The organism is Ancylobacter koreensis (genome assembly GCF_023016525.1).
In the GTDB taxonomy this organism is placed as follows: Bacteria; Pseudomonadota; Alphaproteobacteria; order Rhizobiales; family Xanthobacteraceae; genus Ancylobacter; species Ancylobacter koreensis.
Genome location: NZ_JALKCG010000006.1, coordinates 146,447 through 165,979, shown reverse-complemented (window position 1 = coordinate 165,979; position 19,533 = coordinate 146,447). Strand labels below are relative to the sequence as shown.

The following is a 19,533-nucleotide window of genomic DNA, read 5'->3' as shown; positions in this document are numbered from 1 at the left end:
AGTGCGGCAGAAAAGCAAAAGTCCGGGGGAGGGTGAGCGCGCAGGCATGTCTGGCGTCGATACGGCGAGGCGGAACCCTATGGCGGCGGAGCAGAAGATCGTTCGCGTACGGCGCCGGTACAATCAATGGGTCGTCAACGAGACGCTGGAAGACTACGCGCTGCGCTTCACGGCCAAGAGCGCGCGCCGCTGGTCGGCGCTGCGTGTGGCCAACACCGCGCTCGGCGCCGTCTCCTTCCTGGCGCTGGAGGCGATCGGCGGGGCGATCACGCTCGCCTACGGCTTCCAGAACGCGGTGGCCGCCATCCTTGTGGTCTGCGCCATCATCTTCGCCGCCGGCCTGCCGATCAGCTACTACGCCGCCAAGTTCGGCGTCGACATCGACCTGCTGACCCGCGGCGCCGGCTTCGGCTATATCGGCTCCACCGTCACCTCGCTGATCTACGCCTCCTTCACCTACCTGTTCTTCGCCATCGAGGCGGCCATCATGGCGCTGGCGCTGGAGATGTGCTTCGGCGTGCCGCTGATGGTGGGCTATTTCATCAGCGCGCTGGTGGTCATCCCGCTGGTCACGCACGGCATCACCTTCATCAGCCGGTTCCAGCTCTGGACGCAGCCCTTCTGGCTGGTGCTGAACATCATTCCGTTCGTCTTCATCTTCGCCATGGCCGACGATCCGCTGGCCGGCTGGACCTCCTTTACCGGGCGGCTCGGCCCGCGCGACGGCTCCTTCGACCTCGTGCTGTTCGGCGCGGCGACGACGGTGGTGTTCGCGCTGGTGGCGCAGATCGGCGAGCAGGTCGACTTCCTGCGCTTCCTGCCGCGCCGGGCGCCGGGGCGCAGCGAGACCGCCCGCAACGTGCTGTGGTGGGTCGCGCTGCTCAGCGCCGGGCCGGGCTGGATCATCCCCGGCGGCATCAAGATGCTGGCCGGCTCCTTCCTTGCCTATTTCGCGCTTACCCAGGGCGTGCCGCTGATCCATGCCACCGAGCCGACCCAGATGTATCTGGTGGCGTTCAAGACGGTGCTGTCGCCCGAGCTGTCGCTCGCCTTCACCGGCGTCTTCGTCATCCTCGCCCAGCTCAAGATCAACGTCACCAACTCCTATGCGGGCTCGATCGCCTGGTCGAACTTCTTCTCGCGCCTGACGCACAGCCATCCCGGCCGCGTCGTGTGGCTGGTGTTCAACGTCACCATCGCGCTCACCCTGATGGCGCTCGGCATCTACAAGGCGCTGGAGCAGATCCTCGGCCTCTACGCCATCGTCGCGGTGGCGTGGGTGGCGGCGCTGGTGGCCGACCTCGTGGTCAACAAGCCGATGGGCTGGAGTCCGCCGGGCATCGAGTTCAAGCGGGCGCATCTCTACGACATCAATCCGGTCGGCGTCGGCGCGGTGCTGGCCGGCACGCTGGTCGGCATCATCGCCTTCGCCGGCTTCTTCGGGCCGACGCTGAAGGTGTTCGCGCCGTTCCTCGCGCTCGCCGTCTCCTTCGTGGCGGCGGCCGGCATCGCCTTCGCCACCGGCGGCCGCTACTACATCGCCCGGCGCACGGCCAAGAACTGGGATGCCCGCCACACGATCAAATGCTGCATCTGCGAGCACAAGTTCGAGCCGGAGGACATGGCGCACTGCCCGGTCTATGCCGGGCCGATCTGTTCGCTGTGCTGCTCGCTGGACGCGCGCTGCAACGACCGCTGCAAGGAAGATGCGCGCTTCCCCGACCAGATACTGGCGGCGATGCGGGCGACCCTGCCGGGCTGGGTGGTGGCGCAGGTCAATTCCCGCCTCGGCCATTACATAGGCGTCATGTCGCTGCTCGCTCTGGTGATCGGCGGCATATTGGGCGTGATCTATTTCCAGGCGACGTTCGCGCCGGCGCCGGAGAGCGAGGCGGTCGGCAACGTCCTGTTCACGCTCTACTTCATCCTGCTGATCATCGCCGGCGTCGCGGCCTGGCTGTTCGTGCTGGCGCAGGAGAGCCGCAGCGTCGCGCAGGAGGAGAGCAACCGCCAGACCTCGCTGCTGATGCGCGAGATCGAGGCGCACAAGCGCACCGACGCCAAGCTGCAGAAAGCGAAGGAAGCCGCCGAGGCCGCCAACCTCGCCAAGAGCCGCTACGTCGTGGGCATCAGCCACGAGCTGCGCACGCCGCTCAACGCGATTCTCGGCTATGCCCAGCTTCTGGAGCGCGACACCGCCATTCCCCCGCACCGGCGCGACGCCATCCGGGTGGTCCGCCGCTCGGCCGAGCACCTGTCCGGCCTGATCGACGGCCTGCTCGACATCTCCAAGATCGAGGCCGGGCGCCTGCACCTCAACCGCGACGAGGTGCGCATCGGCGACTTCCTCGACCAGCTCGTCGACATGTTCCGCCTGCAGGCGACCGCCAAGGGCATCGATTTCGTCTATGTGCGGCCGGACCGGCTGCCGGCGGTGGTCTATACCGACGAGAAGCGGCTGCGGCAGATCCTCATCAACCTGCTCTCCAACGCCATCAAGTTCACCGCCAGGGGCCGGGTGGCGCTGCGCGTCGCCTATCGCAACCAGGTCGCCGAGTTCGAGGTGGAGGACAGCGGCATCGGTATTCCCGCCGCCGACCACAAGCGCATCTTCGAGCCGTTCGAGCGCGGGGAGCGGGCGGGCACCTATTCCACCGCCGGCATCGGCCTCGGCCTCACCATCACCAAGCTGCTCACCGAGATCATGGGCGGGGAAATCTCGCTCTCCTCGACACCGGGGGAGGGCAGCGCCTTCCGGGTGAAGCTGATGCTGTCGGAGGTGACGAATCCGTCCGGCGTTGCCCCGATCCAGCACCGGCACATCGCCGGCTATACCGGCCCGCGCCGCACCGTGCTGGTGGCGGACGACGACACCGCCCATCGCGACCTGATGCACGAGCTTCTGGTGCCGCTCGGCTTCACCGTGCTCGCCGCCGCCGATGGCGTGCAGGCGCTCGACATGGTGCGCGAATGGGATCCGGACCTGCTGCTGCTTGACATCTCCATGCCGGGTCTGAACGGCTGGGAGGTGGTGCGGCTGCTGCGCGACGAGGGGCGTGTGCGCCCGCGCATCATCATGATCTCCGCCAATGCCGGCGAAATCCACGGCGACGGGCTCTCCCAGCACGACGACCATCTGGTCAAGCCCGTGCATCTGCGCACGCTGCTGGAGAAGATGGCCGTCCTGCTCGATATCGAATGGGTGGGCGAAGCCGAGATCACCGCCCGCGCGGTGCAGGAGGTGGTGCCGGTCGGCAGCCTTCAGGCGCCTTCCGGCGTGCATATCGACGATCTCGTGAAGCTCGGCGAGATCGGCTATGTGCGCGGCATCCAGGCCAAGCTGAGCGAGATCGAGAACGCCTCTCCCGACAACCGGGCGTTCGTCACGCATATGCGCGACCTGATGGAAACGTTTGACCTCAAACAATACATGGCCGTCCTGGAGGCGTTGCGCAGCAATGATGCATAGCGTGGAGCGCCGAGACATCGTCCTCGTCGTGGACGATTCGCCCGAGACCCTCAGTCTCCTCACCGACGCGCTGGAGGCGGCCGGCGCCACCGTGCTGGTCGCCACCGAGGGCGCCAATGCGCTGGCGCTGGTCGAGCGCATCACGCCCGACGTCATCCTGATGGACGCGGTTATGCCGGGGATGGACGGCTTCGAGACCTGCCGCCAGCTCAAGCGCAACAAGTCGGTCGCCCATGTCCCGGTCATCTTCATGACCGGCCTTTCGGAGACCGAGCAGATCGTGAAGGGGCTGGAGGCGGGCGGGGTCGACTATGTGACCAAGCCGATCTCGCCGGACGAGCTGATCGCGCGCATCCGCGTGCATCTCGCCAATGCGCGCCAGACCCACAGCGCCCGCGCGGCGCTCGATGCGGCCGGGCGCTACCTGCTCTCGGCGACGCGCGAGGGACGGGTGCTGTGGTCGACCCCGCAGGCGACCGCCCTGCTGACCTCGATCACCGCCTCGCCGCCGGGCGACAGCCTGACGCTCCCGGAGCCGGTACGGCGCTGGCTGGAGGGGCGCAAGGGCGAGGCTGCCGCCCAGCCCGACGCCATCGAACTGGCGGTCGACAGCTCGGCGCGCCGGCTAAGGCTCTCCTATGTCGGGCAGATCGGCCCGGAAGAACTGCTGCTGCGCATCGTCGAGGACGACCACCTGCCACCCGAACAGGTGCTCAAGGTGAAGCTGAACCTTACCGTGCGCGAGGCCGAGGTGCTGATGTGGCTGGCGCGCGGCAAGGCCAATCGCGACATCGGCGAAATCCTCGGGCTGTCGCCACGCACGGTGAACAAGCACCTCGAGCAGATCTACGCGAAGATCGGCGTCGAGAACCGGGCCGCCGCCACGGCGCTCGCGGTGACGGCGTTGACCAGCCGCTGAGAGCACAGCCGCACCTTCCGACGCGAAGACTGTGGCCGCCCTCTGGCAGCCCGCGACGGGCCTCGATCCCCAAACCTTCTCCGCTGACGCGAAAAGAAGCATCGCAAGCGGCTGCAAATCCGTTAGGCGGTCTGCCGGACGGTGTGTGCACACCGCGCGCGAAGATATCGGATGGCACCGAAAAATTCGAATATCGCGCGAAAAAGACGAAAAATAATTTCAAATTTGTTGCCATAAGGGCAACGAAGTGTAAATTCTGCTGCCATATCCACGCTCGACGGGGGTCGGTACGATGGACAAGAAGACTATTCTAACGGGTGGAATGGCACTGGCCTGCGGCGCGACGCTGCTGGGCGGAGTAGCCGTCGCGCAGCCTCGCTGGGCCGGCAGCGATCTGCAGGGCGCGGTGGAGCGCACCTGCGTGGTCGAGATCAGCGCCTCTCCCGGCCGCATCGAGCTGCAGAACCTCTGCTACAATCCGCGCGCGGTGCGCATCAGCTGGGGCGAGGGGCGGCTGGTCGACTACTGCCTCAACAGCGGGGGCGACGTCCGCTTCGTCGCCAAGCTCTCCGACACGTACCGGCTCGTCCGCGAGCAGGACATCCTGCTCTGCCAGTGACGGTCTCCGGCCCGTTCGGGCCGGGGTCGCGCAGCCGGGAATGACGAAACGCCATCCGTCGCCGGATGGCGTTTTTCGTTTATGCGGCGCCGTGCGCTCGCGGGCGGGCTCAGCCGTCCGCACCCTGGCGGGTCGGCACCAGCCGGTCGAGCTCGTCCTCGGCGAACAGGCGCGAGCGGGTGAGGAAGCGCTGGTCGCGCCCGTTCTCCAGGCTGAACATGCCCCCGCGCCCCGGCACCACGTCGATGATGAGCTGGGTGTGCTGCCAGTATTCGAACTGCGACGGGCTCATGTAGAAGGGCGCGCCGCCGATCTCGCCCATCCGCACGTCGCGGTCGCCCACAATGTAGTCGCCCCGCGGGTAGCACATGGGCGAGGAGCCGTCGCAGCAGCCGCCGGACTGGTGAAACAGCACGGGGCCGTATTCGGCGGTGAGCGTGGCGATGAGTTCGAGCGCGGCCGGCGTCGCCAGCACGCGCTCGACCTTGGCGCCGCCGCTCGCGCCTGTCTTCTCCGTCAGCGCCGTATCTGTCAGGGCTGTATCGGTCATGCACCTCTCCCCGAAGAAAAAGGCGCCGCCCCGGGGAAGTGTCGGGGCGGCGCCGAGGCGGGCTGTGGGATCAGAAGAAGCCGAGCTTCTTCGGGCTGTAGCTGACCAGCATGTTCTTGGTCTGCTGGTAGTGGTCGAGCATCATCTTGTGGTTCTCGCGGCCGATGCCGGACTGCTTGTAGCCGCCGAACGCCGCGTGGGCGGGATAGGCATGGTAGCAGTTGGTCCACACGCGGCCGGCCTGGATGGCGCGGCCGAAGCGGTAGGCGCGGTTGCCGTCGCGGGTCCACACGCCGGCGCCGAGGCCGTACAGCGTGTCGTTGGCGATGGAGAGCGCCTCCTCGTCGTCCTTGAAGGTGGTCACCGAAACCACCGGCCCGAAGATCTCCTCCTGGAAGATGCGCATCTTGTTGCTGCCCTTGAACACGGTCGGCTTCACGTAGAAGCCGCCGGCGAGGTCGCCGCCGAGATTGTTGCGCTCGCCGCCGGTGAGGACTTCCGCACCCTCCTGCTTGCCGATGTCGATATAGGACAGGATCTTGTCGAGCTGCTCGGAGGAGGCCTGCGCGCCGATCATGGTCGCGGGATCGAGCGGGGAGCCCTGCACGATCGCCTCGACGCGCTTCAGTGCTTTCTCCATGAAGCGGTCATAGACGCTTTCCTGGATCAGCGCGCGGCTGGGGCAGGTGCAGACCTCGCCCTGGTTGAGCGCGAACATGACGAAGCCTTCGACGGCCTTGTCGAAGAAGTCGTCATCCTCGGCCACCACGTCCTTGAAGAAGATGTTCGGCGACTTGCCGCCCAGCTCCAGCGTGACGGGGATGAGGTTCTGGCTGGCATACTGCATGATCAGCCGGCCCGTCGTCGTCTCGCCGGTGAAGGCGATCTTGGCGATGCGGTTGGAGCTGGCGAGCGGCTTGCCGGCCTCCAGGCCGAAGCCGTTGACGATGTTGAGCACGCCGGGCGGCAGCAGGTCGGCGATCAGCTCGACCAGCACGAGGATGGAGGCCGGGGTCTGTTCGGCCGGCTTCAGCACCACGCAATTGCCGGCGGCGAGGGCCGGGGCGAGCTTCCACACCGCCATGAGGATGGGGAAGTTCCACGGAATGATCTGGCCGACCACACCGAGCGGCTCATGGAAGTGATAGGCGATGGTGTCGTGGTCGATCTCGCTGATGCCGCCTTCCTGGGCGCGCACCGCCCCGGCGAAATAGCGGAAATGGTCGATGGCGAGCGGCATGTCCGCCGCGGTGGTCTCGCGGATCGGCTTGCCGTTGTCCCAGGTCTCGGCCAGCGCCAGGAGGTCGAGATGCTCCTCCATGCGGTCGGCGATCTTGTTGAGGATCAGCGCGCGCTCGGCGGCCGAGGTCTTGCCCCAGGCGTCCTTGGCGGCATGGGCGGCGTCGAGCGCCTTCTCGATGTCCGCCGCGTCCGAGCGGGCGACCTCGCAGATCACGCCGCCGGTAACGGGCGAGGTGTTCTCGAAATAGCGGCCGCCGACCGGCTCGACGAACTGGCCGCCGATGAAATTGCCGTAGCGGGCCTTGAAGGGCGACTGCTTGGTGATGGAGAGTTCTGGCTTGTTCATTGGGTCCTCCCAGACTGGGAGTCCGAGAATTGCAGCGCCTGTGCCAGTCCTTTGCGGCAATGCACAAATTCGATACTGCACGGCGGCAAGATGTTGGTATTGCTGGCGCCGGAGCATCTCTCCCGAAGGGGTGATGATGATCCGCATGGACGCGCCGCGAAAACTTTGCAACAACTGTCCGAAATAACAACAAGACCTGCGACATGTGTGGCATTTTGCAACACTCCGGGAGGATCGCATGCGCCAGGAGGTCTCGTCGCGAACGGTGCTCGCCGCGCGAAAGCAGTTCTTCCAGCACGCCCGGCAGGACCGGCCGCTGGACGCGCTGGTGCCCGAGCCGATCCTGCGCTCGTGGCAGCGCTGTCAGGAGCGCGGGCTCGACAGCGCCGCCCTGCCGCGTCTCGAACCGCTGACCGCCCATGAGCTCAGCGCTATCGCCGAGCGGCACGAGCGGCTGCGCCGGCTGTGCCGGCCGGAGATCGAGAGCCTCTATGCCGACGCCATGCAGACCGGCTGCGTGGTCATCCTCACCGATGCCGACGGGCTGATCCTCGACGCACTCGGCCATGCCGATTTCGCCGCCCGCGCTGCGCAGGTGGCGCTGCGCCCCGGCGTGCTGTGGGGCGAGAGCACCACGGGCACCAATGCGGTGGGCACCGCGCTGGTCGAGGGGCGGCCCATCGCCGTGCATGGCGGCGAGCATTATTACGACCCGCACGGCATCCTTTCCTGCTCGGCGGCGCCGATCCTCGATCCTTATGGCCACACCGTCGGCGCGCTCGACCTGTCCGGCCCGGCGGCGGTCGATCATCGCCACGCGCTCGGCCTCGTGCGCATGGCGGTGGCGCAGATCGAGCACCGCTTCTTCGACGAAGGGTTTGGCGGGCGCCGCGTCCTGCGCCTGCAGGCCGACCGGGCGCTGCTCGGCACGGCGCGCGAGGGCGTTCTGGTGTTCGAGGACGAGCGGCTGGTGGCGGCCAACCGCACCGGCCTCGGCCTTGTTGGCGCCGACTGGTCGGCGCTCGGCGCGGCGCGGGCGGGCGAATTGCTGGAGCGCCTGCCGCGCGCAGATGGCGAGACGGCGGCGCTGCGCGGCGCCGGCGGACAACCGCTCTTTGTCCGGCTCGATGGCGGCGCCGGCGCATCCCACGTGGTCCGGCCCGCCATCCCGGTGCCGGCCCCGCGCGAGACCGGCCCGCTGCTCGGCGCGCCGGAGCGCGAGGCGATCGGCCGCGCCGTGCGCATGGTGGACGCCGACGTGCCCGTGCTGGTGCGTGGCGAGACCGGCACCGGCAAGGAACTGGCGGCGCGCGAGATACACCGGCTGAGCGGCCGCGCGGGCGGGCCCTTCGTCGCCGTGAACTGCGCCTCGATCCCCGAGACGCTGATCGAATCCGAGCTGTTCGGCTATGAGGACGGCGCCTTCACCGGCGCGCGCCGGCACGGCCGCAAAGGGCTGCTGCGCGAGGCCGATGGCGGCGTGCTGTTCCTCGACGAGATCGGCGACATGCCGCTCGCCCTTCAGTCGCGGCTGCTGCGTGTGCTGCAGGAGCGGGAGGTCGCCCCGCTCGGCGGCGGGCGGCCGGTGAAGGTGGATTTCGCCTTGCTCTGCGCCACCCATCGCGATCTGCGCGCGCTGGTGGAGGCCGGCAGCTTCCGGCAGGACCTCTATTTCCGCATCGCCCATTACACGGTGGAGCTGCCGCCGCTGCGCGCGCTTGCCGACCGCGCCGTCCTCGTGCGCGCGCTGTGGCGCCGGCTGGTCGACGATACGCGGCTCACCCTGTCGGAGGGCTGCGAGCGGCGGCTGGCCGCGTATGGATGGCCGGGCAATTTCCGCCAGCTCGCCGGCACGCTGCGCGCGCTCGCCGCGCTGGCCGAGCCCTACCGGCCGGTGGGCGAAGAGATGCTGCCGGCCGACATTCTCGCCGCGCCGACTGCGCCGCCCGCACCGGCGGCAGCCGACACGCTCGACGCGCTGACGGTGGAGGCGATGCGGCGCGCGCTCGACGCCTGCGGCGGCAATGTCTCGCAGGCCGCGCGCCGGCTGGGCGTCAACCGCTCGACGCTCTACCGGCGGCTGTTCCACGCCTGAGGGCGAGGGAACCCGCCAGCCCGCCCATCCGTTGCTCCACACATGCAACGGAGGCCCCCATGGTTCGCGATCCCCGCCAGCTCGACCAGAATCCCGTCGTCATCGATCCCGCCAATGTCGACGCCGTGCTCGACGACCGGCTGACCAAGGTGAGCGATCCGCTCGCCCCGCCGCTCGACGAGGTGGACAACGACAACCGCCCCAGCGACGGAAAGGACACGCGTCGCGACGGCGGGCGCTTCCACAAGGATACGCTGGGAACGGTGGACGGCTCGCTCGACGGCACGCCCGAGGAATCCGAAGATCCGCGTCGATGACTGCGCGCCGCTGACGCTGCGCCGCCGGCCGGGCCTCAGAGCTCGGTCGGCTCGGGGTCGTGCTCGGGCGCGGCCCTGTTGCCTTCCACGCGGTCGCGGTAGAGCGAGGCGCGCGCCAGCAGCATCAGCGTCACCGGCGTGGTTAGGGTGACGAACAGGCCGATGAGTACCTCATGGATCAGAGGCCGGCTCTGCAGCACGGAAAAGCAGATCATCGAGCCGATGAGGATCGCACCGGTGCCGAGCGTGGCGCCGAGCGAGGGCGCGTGCAGCCGCGAATAGAAGTCCGGCAGCCGCCACAGGCCGATGGAGCCGATCAGCGTGACCAGCGCGCCGGCGATGACGAGGGCGGAGACGAGGAGCGCCGCCCAGAGCGGCAGGTCGGGCGCCGCGCTCATTCGATCACCTCGCCGCGCATGAGGAATTTCGACAGCGCCACCGTGCCGACGAAGCCGAGCATGCCGATGACCAGCGCCGCCTCGAAATAGAGCGTCGCGCCGCTGCGTATGCCGAGCGTGAGCAGCACGAGCATGGCGTTCACGTAGAAGGTGTCGAGGCCGATGATGCGGTCCTGCGCGCGCGGGCCGCGGATGAAGCGCATCGCTGCGCAGGCCATGGCCAGCACCAGCAGAACCTGCGCCAGCGTGATCGACCAGCCGAGGATCGCTGCCGCGTTCATTCGAAGATCTCCATCAGCAGGGCCTCGTATCGCTGCTTGATGATGCGCACCCATTCCTTCTCGTCCACGAGGTCGAGCACATGCAGCATCAGGACGCGCCGCGCGGGGTCGTAATGCACCCATTGCGTGCCCGGCGTGCAGGTGAGCACCACGGCGAGGATGGCGAGGCCGTAGCTGCTGGTGAGGTCGAGCCGCAGGCTCATGAAGCCGGAATGGGTGCGCCGCTCGGCATCGCCCAGGATGATGCGCCCCACCGCGACATTCGAGCGGAATACGTCGACGAACACCCGGCCGGCGAGCCGGATCGCCGCCTGCGGGCGCCGCATCCGCACCGGCGGCGGATCGAGCGCCACCATCACCCAGCAGCCGCCGAACGCGACGAGGGAGCCCAGCAGCAGCTGGCCCGGCGAGAGGCTCTGCATCAGCAGCAGCCACATGGCGAGCAAAGCGAGGAAGAGCAGGGGATGAGGCAGTATCCTGCGCAGGAGGCTCACGGCGTGCCTCCCGTTATCGGATGGGTGGTCTGGGAACGGCCGGGCGAGGTCGGCCCGCTTCCGAGCACCTCGCGGGCATATTCGCGCGGCCAGTAGAGGATCTGCGCGGTGGCCTCCATGTAGCGCATGGTCGGCCCGCCCGCGACCGTCATCGCCGCGCACAGGAAGAGCAGCCCGGCGACCGGGATCGCCTCGATGGCGCGCACGCGCGGAATCTCGTTTTCCGCCGGCACCCACAACGTGCGGATGCCGTTGCGCGTCATGGCGATGAGCGTGCCGAGGCCCGAGAGCATCAGCAGCACCACGAAGGCCCAGTGCGAGGCGGGGATGTCGCCGGCCTCGTTGATGAGGGCGGAGAGCATGGCGAATTTGGCGATGAAGCCGGAGAGCGGCGGCAGGCCGGCCAGCAGCGCGGTGCAGGCGACGAAGGCGCCGCCCAGCACGGCGATGGTGGCGGGAATGGCGACGCCGACCTCCTCGTCCTCGTCCTCGATGTCCTCCTCCGGATCGCCGAAGATCTCCAGCGTCACGGCGAGCACGTCGGCACCGGCCGCCTGGCCGCGCTCGATCAGCTCGACGAGGAGGAAATAGGCGCTGATCGCCAGCGTCGAGGTCGCCATGTAGTAGAGCGCGCCGGAGATCACCGCGCTGTTTCCGGTGCCGATCGCGGCGAGCAGCGTGCCGGACGACACCAGCACCGCATAGCCGCCCAGCCGCTGCATGGACTGCGAGGCCAGCACGCCGATGGCGCCGAAGGCGATGGTGGCCATGCCGCCATAATAGAGCCAGAGCGCGCCGAATTCCTCCGACGCGCCCGCCTCGTCGCCGAAGCACAGCAGGAACAGGCGCAGGATCACATAGACGCCGACCTTGGTCATGATGGCGAACATGGCCGCGATGGGCGCGCAGGCGGCGGCATAGGTGGTCGGCAGCCAGAAGCTGAGCGGCCACATGCCGGCCTTCACCAGGAAGGCGATGCCGAGCACCGCCGCGCCCGCCTCCATCAGCACCCGCGCCTGCCCGTCCAGCGTCGGCACGATGCGGCTCAGGTCCGCCATGTTGAGCGTGCCGGTGACGCCGTAGATCACCGCCACGCCGATGAGGAAGAGCGAGGAGGCGACGAGATTGATCGGGATGTAGTGCAGCCCCGCGCGCACCCGCGCCGTGCCCGAGCCGTGCAGCACCAGCCCGTAGGAGGCGGCCAGCAGGATCTCGAAGAACACGAACAGGTTGAACAGGTCGCCGGTGAGGAAGGCGCCGTTCAGCCCGGTCAGCAGCAGCAGGAACAGCGTGTAGAAGCGCGGCCCCGCCTTGTGCCAGCGCGCCAGGGCGAAGAGCAGCGTCGCGCTGCCGAGCAGCGCCGTCAGCAGCAGCATCATCGCCGCCAGCCGGTCCACCACCAGCACGATGCCGAAGGGCGGCGGCCAGTTGCCGAGCGGGTAGACGAAGATGGTGGACCAGCGGTCGCCCGAGGGCATGTTCACCATCACGATCAGCGTGATCGCGATGATAAGCAGCGCCAGCACGGTGGCGAGGCTCAGCACCATCTTGAACAGGCGCCGACGCTCGTCGAACAGCAGCATGAAGGCGCCGACCGCCAGCGGCAGCAGCACCGGCAGGATTGCGAGATGCTCGACCAACGGGGTCGTCGTTCCGGTCATCGCTCAGGCTCCCGCCCGTCGACATGGTCGGTGCCGGTGCGCCCGCGCGCGGCGAGCAGCACGACGAGGAACAGCGCCGTCATCGCGAAGCCAATGACGATGGCGGTCAGCACCAGCGCCTGCGGGATGGGGTCGGCAAGGGCGGAAGGGTCGCCCGCCGTGCCGGAGGCGATGATCGGCGGCGCGTCGACGCGCAGCCCGCCGCCCGCCATGGCGAAGATGAACAGGTTGACCGCGTAGGAGATGAGAGAGAGGCCGATGATCACCTGATAGGTGCGCGGGCGCAGGATGAGCCACACGCCCGAGGCGGCGAAGACGCCGATGCCGATCGAGAGGATGATCTCCATCAGTCGCCTCCCTCCGCGGCCTGCGCGGCGCGCGAGCTGCGCAGCGACTGGTGGGCGAGCGCGATGAGGATCAGCACGGTGGCGCCGACCACGAGGAAGAACACGCCGAGGTCGAACAGCAGCGCCGAGGCCGCCGGCACCTTCCCGATGAAGGGGATGTCCAGATACTGGAAATGCGAGGTGAGGAACGGATAGCCGAACCACCACGAGCCGGCCCCGGTGGCCGCCGAAGTGAGCACGCCGATGCCCATCCAGCGCAGCGGCAGCACGCGCAGATGGTCCTCCACCCAGCGCGTGCCGCTCGCCATGTACTGCACCACGAAGGCGATGGAAAGCGTGATGCCCGCTGCGAAGCCGCCGCCCGGCAGATCGTGCCCGCGGATGAAGAGATAGACCGCGAACACCGCGATGACCGGGAACAGCCAGTTCATGATCAGGCGCGGGATCAGCATGTAGTCCGTCACGGTGTCGCCGGGCGATCGGTCGGGCTCGGCCTCGTCATAGGCGTTCTGCACCCGCTGCTGCTCGGGCGCGGCGATGCTCTCCGGCGCGGGGCGGAAGCGGCGCAGCAGGGCGAAGATGGTGAGCGCGGCAAGGCACAGCACCACGATCTCGCCCATGGTGTCGAAGCCGCGGAAGTCGACGAGGATGACGTTGACGATGTTGCGCCCGCCGCCTTCCGTATAGGCGCGCTCGACGAAGAAGCGCGAGACCGTGTCGGGCACCGGGCGGGTCATCAGGCAATAGGCGAGGAAGGCCATCAGCCCGCCGAGCGAGCAGGAAATGGAAAGGTCGATGCAGCGCCGCACCAGCACCTTCAGCGGCGGGCGCGAGGGATAGACGTTCTCGATCCGCTTGGGCAGCCAGCGCAGGCCGAGCAGCAGCAGCACCGTGGTGACGATCTCGACGAGGAGCTGGGTGACGGCGAGGTCCGGCGCGGAGAGCCAGATGAAGGTGACGCAGGTGACGAGGCCGGCGCCGCCGACCAGCACCAGCGCGGCGAAGCGGTGGTACTTGGCCTGATAGGCTGCGCTGAGCGCGCAGGCGATGCCCACCGCCCACAGGAGCGCGAAGGCCGGCGCCACCGGCGAGCCGGGCAGCCCCCCCGCGCCCACCGCTCCGTTGACGATGAAGGGCGAGAGCGCCGCCGCCACCGCCAGCGCCACCACGATGCGCATCTGCGGCTGGAGATGGCGGGTGCCGAGCGCGGCCTCGGCGGCGCGCGCCCATTGCCAGGAGATCGTTACCAGCAGCTTCTCGAAGATGCGCTGGCCCTTGAAGTCGCGCAGCAGCGGCGGCCCCTCGATTCCGCTTTCGAGATAGCGGCGCAGCGCGACGTAGAGCAGCACGCCGCCGGCCAGCGCGATGAAGCTCATCAGCAGCGGCAGGGTAAAGCCGTGCCAGAGCGCGAGGCTGTAATAGGGCGGGGCGGATTCGAGCAGCCCGCTCACCGCCGTCGCCAGCACCGGGCCGACGGTGAGGCTGGGCACGATGCCGATCATCAGGCAGATCAGCACCAGCAGCTCGATGGGGAAGCGCATCCAGTGCGCCGGCTCGTGCGGGCGGTGGGCGAGGCCGACCGGGGGCGGACCGAAGAACACGCCGAGGATGAAGCGCAGCGAATAGGTGACGCTGAACACGCCCGCCAGCGTCGCCCAGTAGGGCAGGCTGTCGTCGAGCAGCGAGCCGGTATGCTCGGCCACCGCCTCGGCGAAGAACATCTCCTTGGAGATGAAGCCGTTCAGCAGCGGCACGCCGGCCATGGCGGCGGCGGCGACCATGGCCAGCGTCGCGGTGAAGGGCATGTAGCGGTAGAGCCCGCTCAGCTTGCGCAGGTCGCGCGTGCCGGTCTCATGGTCGATGATGCCGGCGGCCATGAAGAGCGAGGCCTTGAAGATGGCGTGGTTCAGCGTGTGGAAGACCGCCGCCACCGCCGCCAGCGGGCTGCCGAGGCCCAGCAGCAGCGTGATCAGCCCGAGATGGCTGATGGTGGAATAAGCGAGCAGCCCCTTCAGGTCCTGCTGGAAGATGGCGATGAAGGCGCCGATGAGCAGCGTCACCAGCCCCGCCGGGACGACGAGGTAGAACCAGGCATCGGTGCCCGCCATCACCGGCCACAGCCGCATCAGCAGGAAGATGCCCGCCTTCACCATGGTGGCGGAGTGCAGATAGGCCGAGACCGGAGTCGGCGCCGCCATGGCGTGCGGCAGCCAGAAATGGAAGGGGAACTGCGCGCTCTTGGTGAAGGCGCCGAGAAGGATCAGCACCAGCGCCGGCTCGTAGAGGCTGCTGTCGACGATGAGGTCGCGCGCCTCCAGCACCTGGTCGACGTCGTAGCTGCCGACGATGCGCCCGATCAGCAGCACCCCGATCAGCAGGCACAGCCCGCCCATGCCGGTGACGGTGAGCGCCATGCGCGCGCCGTCGCGCGCCGTGGCCGAGTGGTGCCAGTAGCCGATGAGCAGGAAGGAGAACAGGCTCGTCAGCTCCCAGAAGAAGACGAGCTGCACCAGATTGCCCGAGGCCACGATGCCGATCATCGAGCCCATGAAGGCGAGCAGGAAGGAGAAGAAGCGCGGCACCGGGTCTTCGCGCGACATGTAGTAGCGCGCATAGAGCACGACGAGCGCGCCGATGCCGAAGATGAGGATGGCGAACAGCCAGGCGAGGCCGTCAAGCCGCAGGGTGAAATCCAGCCCGAGCATGGGCAGCCACGGCAGCCACAGCCGCACCGGCTCGCCATCGGCGATGCCGGCATAGAGAAACACCACGATGCCGGCCCCTGCGACCGCCACGCTCCCGGCCAGAACCGCCGCCGCGTTGCGCGCGTGCGTCGGCAGGAACCCCGCGGCGATGCTGCCCAGGAAGGGCAGGGCCAGCGCGACGAGGAGGAGCGTGCCATTCGACATAGGTAGCGGGAGCCTCCCTGCGGGCGATTTCCTCAGAGTCTTGCGAGATGTCGCCCATTATGGTTGATTTGGCCGTCTTCACGCAAGGCGAAAGCGATGGAATTGGCGCCCGAACAATGCCGCGCCGCACGCGGGCTGCTCAACTGGACACAGGAGCATCTCGCCGAACGCGCCGGCATTTCCCGCAGCACCGTCCGTGATTTCGAGCGGCACCGCCACGTGCTGCATCGTGGCACGGAATCCATGCTCGTCCAGACCCTGCAGGAAGCGGGAATCATGTTGCTGCCGCCCGGCGAGCACGGGCCGGGCGTGCGCATCCGCTGAGCGGAAGGGCGTGCCTCACTTCCACATGGAACGCATGCGCGCGCCGATGTCGATGCGCACCGCCGGCTCGGCGCGGCTGCCGGGCGCCTCGGCCTGCGCCGGCGGCCACGCGCCGGCGCTGAAGCGGGAGAGGATGATCGGCGGGATGAAGCGGGTGCGCGCCGCGTAGACGTGCCGGTCCCCGCGCGCGGCCTGACCGTGCACGAAGAAGCGCTGTGGCAGCATGAGGTGCAGGCTGTCCTTCGCGCGCGTCATGGCGACATAGAGCAGGCGGCGCTCCTCCTCGATCTCCTCGCGCGTGCCCGCGCCAAGGTCGATCGGGATGCAGCCGTCGACCGCGTTCAGCACGAAGACCGACTTCCATTCCTGCCCCTTGGCGGAATGGATGGTGGAAAGGATGAGATAGTCCTCGTCGAGATGGGGCGGGCCGGCCTCGGCGCTGGTGGCGTCGGGCGGGTCCAGCGTCAGCTCGGTCAGAAAGCGCTCGCGCGAGGGATAACCGGCGGCGATCTGCGCGAGCTGCACGAGGTCGGCGAGCCGGCTCGGCGCGTCCTCGTGGATCCGCTCCAGATGCGGCTCGTACCATTGCCGCACGAGGTCGAGCTCGCCGGGCCAGCCGGGGCCGTGCGCTTTCAGCTCGCGCGCCAGCGCGAGGAAGGCCGGCCATTCCTCCTGCGCGCGGGGCGGGGGCGTCACCGCCTCCAGCGCCGGCAGCAGCGTGCCGTGCGTGCCCACCTCGTCGAGGATGCGCCCGGCGGTGGCGGGGCCGAGGCCGGAGAGCAGGCGCAGCGCGCGGAAGCCCGCCACGCGGTCGCGCGGGTTCTCCACGAAGCGCAGCACGCCCAGCACGTCCTTCACATGCGCAGAATCGAGGAATTTCAGCCCGCCGAACTTCACGAAGGGAATGTTGCGGCGGGTCAGCTCGACCTCCAGCGGCCCGCTGTGATGGGCGGCGCGGAACAGCACGGCTTGCGACTTGAGGGCGATGCCGTCCTCGCGGTTCTCCAGCACGCGGGTGGCGACGAAGTTCGCCTGCTCGATCTCGTCGCGCACGCTCATCAGCACGGGGCGCTCGGCGGAGGTGCGTTCGGACCACAGGTTCTTGGCGTAGCGCTCGCTGGCGAAGTCGATCACCGCATTGGCGGCGGCGAGGATGGGCTGGGTGGAGCGGTAGTTCTGCTCCAGCATCACGGTGTCGGCACGCGGGCTGAAATGGCCGGGAAAATCGAGGATATTGCGCACATTGGCGGCACGGAACGAATAGATCGACTGCGCGTCGTCGCCGACCACGGTGAGGCCACGCCCGTCGGGCTTGAGGCCCAGCAGGATGGTCGCCTGCAGCTTGTTGGTGTCCTGATATTCGTCGATCAGCACATGGTCGAAGCGGGCGGAGAGGCCGGCCGCGAGCGCGGGTTCGCCCGCCATCTGCGCCCAGTAGAGCAGCAGGTCATCGTAATCGAGCACGTTCTGGCGCTGCTTGGCCTCGACATAAGCCGAGAAGATCGCCTTCAGCTCGGCGCTCCACCCCGCGCACCACGGGAAGGCGCGGCCGATCACCTCTTCGAGCGGCTGCTCGGCATTCACCGCCCGCGAATAGATCGCGATCAGCGTACCCTTGGTGGGGAAGCGCTTCTCCGTCTTCGACAGGCCGAGCTCGTGCCGCACGAGGTTCATCAGGTCGGCGCTGTCCTCGCGATCGTGGATGGTGAAGTTCGGATCAAGGCCGATCTCCAGCGCATGGTCGCGCAGCAGCCGCGCGCCGACGCCGTGGAAGGTACCGGCCCAGGTCAGCCCCTCGATGAGCGGGCGCGCCTGCGGCCCCATCACCTGCACGGCGATGCGCTCGACGCGGCGCGTCATCTCGGCGGCGGCGCGGCGCGAGAAAGTCAGCAAAAGGATGCGGCGCGGGTCGGCGCCGTTGACAATGAGGTGGGCGACGCGGTGCGCCAGCGTGTCGGTCTTGCCCGAGCCGGCGCCGGCTATGACGAGCAGCGGCCCCGCGGCGATGTCGCCCGGACCGCTCACGCCATGCTCGACCGCCCGCCGCTGCTGCGGGTTCAGCTTGTCGAGATAGGCGGCGGGCTGCATGGGCGGACGAATCCCTGGGCGCGGATCACCCGTCCAGAGAGCACGTTTCGCGTTTTGTTCGCAACCGAGCCCCGAGCGCGTGCCTGCAGCCGTGGCCCGCGCGCCACGAAAAAGGGCCGCCCCGAAGGACGGCCCTCGTCGCAACGGACGGCGCGTGGATCAGCACGCCACCTGGCCGTTGGTGCAGTCGCGATCCGAGCTGCTCTTGCGGTTCTCGGGACTGGTCGGCGCGCTCGGGTCAGAGGTGGTGGTATTGCGGCCCTCGGACGGATCGTTGTCCGGCATGCTCATGCCGGAACCCATCGAGCGGGTATTGGCCGAACCCGGATCGGTGGAGCGGCTCTCCGAGCTGCCGAGGCCGCCGGGCGTGTTGGTCCGGCCGCTGTCGGAATCGGCCGCGCTGTTCGACGAAGCGCCGCCCATGCCGCCGCTGGACTGGGCGAAGGCCGGCGCGCCGAGGGCGAGAAGGGCCGCCAGGGCGGCAGCCGAGGTCATCTTGGCGTTGATCATAGGATCTCTCCTCCTGTTGATGCGGAGTTAATCCATGATCCCGTTGATTGTTCCGAAGAACGACTATCCGGCCGCGAATATTTTACTACCGCAGGGAAGCAAAATAGTATGGATACTACTTCGGTAGTGCTTTGTCGCGGCCGGTGCTCAGGTGCGGAAATCTGCCGGAAGCGGCTTACTCGCCGAACAGCTCGTCCGTCGCGGTGATGAGGCCGATGGACGGGTTGGCGGCGCAGTATTCGCCGAGCTTGCCGGCGTTCTCCACGAACTTGTCGGTGTCGATCACCGGCGGCGCGTCGACGTCCTTGTAGTAGGCGTCGAGCCAGGCCAGCGTCAGCATGATCTCGGTCTTGTCGCTTTCGAGGAACTGGGCACACGTGGTGGTCGAGAGGTCGATCTTGTCCGCCCGCGCGCCGGAGGAGGCGGCGAGGGGAAGGGCGCAGAAGGCGAAGGCCAGGACGAGCTTCTTCATGGTGAACTCGCGGATTGAAGACCCGGCGCGGGTCCACCCGACGTTACCATGGAACCGGCCCGCCGCCGAGACGCCCGCCCGGCGGCGCGGGCGGAATTCCGCCGCGCCCGGCTGCGCTTTCTAGCCGCGCTTGCGCACGAATTCGGTGCGCAGGACGAGGCCCTTTATGCCCTCGTAGCGGCAGTCGATCTCGTCCGGATCGTCGGTCAGGCGAATGGTCTTGATGACCGTGCCCTGCTTCAGCGTCTGGCCGGCGCCCTTGACCTTCAGGTCCTTGATGAGCACGACGGAATCCCCGTCGGCCAGCAGGTTGCCGGAGGCGTCGCGCACCTCGACGACGCCAGCGCGCGCGGCCAGCATTTCCGAGGCCGGGCGCCACTCGCCGGTGGCTTCGTCATAGACATAGGCGTCGTTGTCGTCGGCCATGCGGGCCTCCTGCGTCGTCATCCGGTGAAATGAAAAGGCGAGGCTTGCGGCCCCGCCTTCCCGGTC

At 68.3% G+C, this 19,533-nt stretch carries 18 protein-coding genes; 6 read left to right on the top strand and 12 right to left on the bottom strand.

Annotation, left to right across the window (positions count from 1 at the left end):
• The first annotated feature begins 79 nt into the window (after positions 1-79).
• From MWN33_RS14785 to MWN33_RS14775, 3 genes are all read left to right on the top strand, one after another.
• Positions 80-3,469 carry a hybrid sensor histidine kinase/response regulator gene (locus tag MWN33_RS14785; protein WP_247201804.1) on the top strand — a complete coding sequence of 1,130 codons (3,390 nt, stop codon included), beginning with the start codon at positions 80-82 and terminating at the stop codon, positions 3,467-3,469.
• Positions 3,459-4,388 carry a response regulator gene (locus MWN33_RS14780; protein WP_247201803.1) on the top strand — a complete coding sequence of 310 codons (930 nt, stop codon included), beginning with the start codon at positions 3,459-3,461 and terminating at the stop codon, positions 4,386-4,388. Before MWN33_RS14785 ends, MWN33_RS14780 begins: the two co-directional genes overlap by 11 nt.
• Before the next feature lie 292 nt (positions 4,389-4,680).
• Positions 4,681-5,007 carry a hypothetical protein gene (locus MWN33_RS14775; protein WP_247201802.1) on the top strand — a complete coding sequence of 109 codons (327 nt, stop codon included), beginning with the start codon at positions 4,681-4,683 and terminating at the stop codon, positions 5,005-5,007.
• A gap of 109 nt (positions 5,008-5,116) precedes the next feature.
• Here MWN33_RS14775 and MWN33_RS14770 read toward each other — a convergent pair whose 3' ends face one another.
• On the bottom strand, positions 5,117-5,557 hold the full coding sequence (locus MWN33_RS14770) for a DUF779 domain-containing protein (RefSeq protein ID WP_247201801.1): 441 nt from the start codon (positions 5,555-5,557) through the stop codon (positions 5,117-5,119).
• Between the two features lie 70 nt (positions 5,558-5,627).
• The gene (gene adh / locus MWN33_RS14765; RefSeq protein ID WP_247201800.1) at positions 5,628-7,145 is read right to left on the bottom strand and encodes an aldehyde dehydrogenase; all 1,518 of its coding nucleotides are present in this window, start codon (positions 7,143-7,145) and stop codon (positions 5,628-5,630) included.
• A 238-nt stretch (positions 7,146-7,383) separates the two neighbouring features.
• Here adh and MWN33_RS14760 point away from each other — a divergent pair, with 238 nt between their 5' ends.
• Positions 7,384-9,240 carry a sigma-54-dependent Fis family transcriptional regulator gene (locus MWN33_RS14760; RefSeq protein ID WP_247201799.1) on the top strand — a complete coding sequence of 619 codons (1,857 nt, stop codon included), beginning with the start codon at positions 7,384-7,386 and terminating at the stop codon, positions 9,238-9,240.
• Between the two features lie 59 nt (positions 9,241-9,299).
• The gene (locus MWN33_RS14755) at positions 9,300-9,557 is read left to right on the top strand and encodes a hypothetical protein (protein ID WP_247201798.1); all 258 of its coding nucleotides are present in this window, start codon (positions 9,300-9,302) and stop codon (positions 9,555-9,557) included.
• 35 nt (positions 9,558-9,592) lie between these two features.
• Here MWN33_RS14755 and mnhG read toward each other — a convergent pair whose 3' ends face one another.
• From mnhG to MWN33_RS14725, 6 genes are read right to left on the bottom strand one after another with little or no spacing between them, the layout of a single operon-like run.
• Positions 9,593-9,955 carry a monovalent cation/H(+) antiporter subunit G gene (gene mnhG / locus MWN33_RS14750; protein WP_247201797.1) on the bottom strand — a complete coding sequence of 121 codons (363 nt, stop codon included), beginning with the start codon at positions 9,953-9,955 and terminating at the stop codon, positions 9,593-9,595.
• Complete coding sequence (locus tag MWN33_RS14745; protein WP_247201796.1) at positions 9,952-10,236, bottom strand: K+/H+ antiporter subunit F; 285 nt, start codon at positions 10,234-10,236, stop codon at positions 9,952-9,954. The genes mnhG and MWN33_RS14745 overlap by 4 nt, the downstream gene beginning before the upstream one ends.
• Positions 10,233-10,721 carry a Na+/H+ antiporter subunit E gene (locus tag MWN33_RS14740; RefSeq protein ID WP_281493798.1) on the bottom strand — a complete coding sequence of 163 codons (489 nt, stop codon included), beginning with the start codon at positions 10,719-10,721 and terminating at the stop codon, positions 10,233-10,235. The genes MWN33_RS14745 and MWN33_RS14740 overlap by 4 nt, the downstream gene beginning before the upstream one ends.
• Before the next feature lie 5 nt (positions 10,722-10,726).
• Entirely contained in the window at positions 10,727-12,391 is a 1,665-nt protein-coding gene (locus tag MWN33_RS14735) for a monovalent cation/H+ antiporter subunit D (RefSeq protein WP_247201794.1), read from the bottom strand.
• Positions 12,388-12,738, bottom strand: a complete 351-nt coding sequence (locus tag MWN33_RS14730) for a Na+/H+ antiporter subunit C (protein WP_247201793.1) — start codon at positions 12,736-12,738, stop codon at positions 12,388-12,390. The genes MWN33_RS14735 and MWN33_RS14730 overlap by 4 nt, the downstream gene beginning before the upstream one ends.
• Positions 12,738-15,647 carry a monovalent cation/H+ antiporter subunit A gene (locus MWN33_RS14725; protein WP_247201792.1) on the bottom strand — a complete coding sequence of 970 codons (2,910 nt, stop codon included), beginning with the start codon at positions 15,645-15,647 and terminating at the stop codon, positions 12,738-12,740. The genes MWN33_RS14730 and MWN33_RS14725 overlap by 1 nt, the downstream gene beginning before the upstream one ends.
• 96 nt (positions 15,648-15,743) lie before the next feature.
• Between MWN33_RS14725 and MWN33_RS14720 the strand changes: the two genes are divergently transcribed.
• On the top strand, positions 15,744-15,971 hold the full coding sequence (locus MWN33_RS14720) for a helix-turn-helix domain-containing protein (protein WP_247201791.1): 228 nt from the start codon (positions 15,744-15,746) through the stop codon (positions 15,969-15,971).
• Positions 15,972-15,986: 15 nt separating this feature from the next.
• Here MWN33_RS14720 and MWN33_RS14715 read toward each other — a convergent pair whose 3' ends face one another.
• The 4 genes from MWN33_RS14715 to MWN33_RS14700 all read right to left on the bottom strand — a co-directional run bounded on the left by MWN33_RS14715 (position 15,987) and on the right by MWN33_RS14700 (position 19,467).
• Complete coding sequence (locus MWN33_RS14715; protein ID WP_247201790.1) at positions 15,987-18,059, bottom strand: ATP-dependent helicase; 2,073 nt, start codon at positions 18,057-18,059, stop codon at positions 15,987-15,989.
• A 159-nt stretch (positions 18,060-18,218) separates the two neighbouring features.
• Positions 18,219-18,569: a hypothetical protein gene (locus tag MWN33_RS14710; RefSeq protein WP_247201789.1), complete on the bottom strand. Its 351-nt coding sequence runs from the start codon at positions 18,567-18,569 to the stop codon at positions 18,219-18,221.
• Between the two features lie 175 nt (positions 18,570-18,744).
• A complete protein-coding gene (locus MWN33_RS14705) occupies positions 18,745-19,041 on the bottom strand; it encodes an HdeA/HdeB family chaperone (protein WP_247201788.1) in 297 nt (98 codons plus the stop codon).
• 120 nt (positions 19,042-19,161) lie between these two features.
• A complete protein-coding gene (locus MWN33_RS14700; RefSeq protein ID WP_247201787.1) occupies positions 19,162-19,467 on the bottom strand; it encodes a zinc ribbon domain-containing protein YjdM in 306 nt (101 codons plus the stop codon).
• Positions 19,468-19,533: the final 66 nt, after the last annotated feature.

Coding starts and splice junctions, on each gene's coding strand:
- MWN33_RS14700 (WP_247201787.1), bottom strand. CDS start 19,467: ATGGCCGACGACAACGACGCCTATGTCTATGACGAAGCCACCGGCGAG.
- MWN33_RS14720 (WP_247201791.1), top strand. CDS start 15,744: ATGGAATTGGCGCCCGAACAATGCCGCGCCGCACGCGGGCTGCTCAAC.
- MWN33_RS14730 (WP_247201793.1), bottom strand. CDS start 12,738: ATGGAGATCATCCTCTCGATCGGCATCGGCGTCTTCGCCGCCTCGGGC.
- MWN33_RS14785 (WP_247201804.1), top strand. CDS start 80: ATGGCGGCGGAGCAGAAGATCGTTCGCGTACGGCGCCGGTACAATCAA.
- MWN33_RS14710 (WP_247201789.1), bottom strand. CDS start 18,569: ATGATCAACGCCAAGATGACCTCGGCTGCCGCCCTGGCGGCCCTTCTC.
- MWN33_RS14735 (WP_247201794.1), bottom strand. CDS start 12,391: ATGACCGGAACGACGACCCCGTTGGTCGAGCATCTCGCAATCCTGCCG.
- MWN33_RS14760 (WP_247201799.1), top strand. CDS start 7,384: ATGCGCCAGGAGGTCTCGTCGCGAACGGTGCTCGCCGCGCGAAAGCAG.
- MWN33_RS14775 (WP_247201802.1), top strand. CDS start 4,681: ATGGACAAGAAGACTATTCTAACGGGTGGAATGGCACTGGCCTGCGGC.
- MWN33_RS14745 (WP_247201796.1), bottom strand. CDS start 10,236: ATGAACGCGGCAGCGATCCTCGGCTGGTCGATCACGCTGGCGCAGGTT.
- MWN33_RS14725 (WP_247201792.1), bottom strand. CDS start 15,647: ATGTCGAATGGCACGCTCCTCCTCGTCGCGCTGGCCCTGCCCTTCCTG.
- MWN33_RS14705 (WP_247201788.1), bottom strand. CDS start 19,041: ATGAAGAAGCTCGTCCTGGCCTTCGCCTTCTGCGCCCTTCCCCTCGCC.
- MWN33_RS14770 (WP_247201801.1), bottom strand. CDS start 5,557: ATGACCGATACAGCCCTGACAGATACGGCGCTGACGGAGAAGACAGGC.
- MWN33_RS14755 (WP_247201798.1), top strand. CDS start 9,300: ATGGTTCGCGATCCCCGCCAGCTCGACCAGAATCCCGTCGTCATCGAT.
- MWN33_RS14780 (WP_247201803.1), top strand. CDS start 3,459: ATGATGCATAGCGTGGAGCGCCGAGACATCGTCCTCGTCGTGGACGAT.
- MWN33_RS14715 (WP_247201790.1), bottom strand. CDS start 18,059: ATGCAGCCCGCCGCCTATCTCGACAAGCTGAACCCGCAGCAGCGGCGG.
- adh (WP_247201800.1), bottom strand. CDS start 7,145: ATGAACAAGCCAGAACTCTCCATCACCAAGCAGTCGCCCTTCAAGGCC.
- mnhG (WP_247201797.1), bottom strand. CDS start 9,955: ATGAGCGCGGCGCCCGACCTGCCGCTCTGGGCGGCGCTCCTCGTCTCC.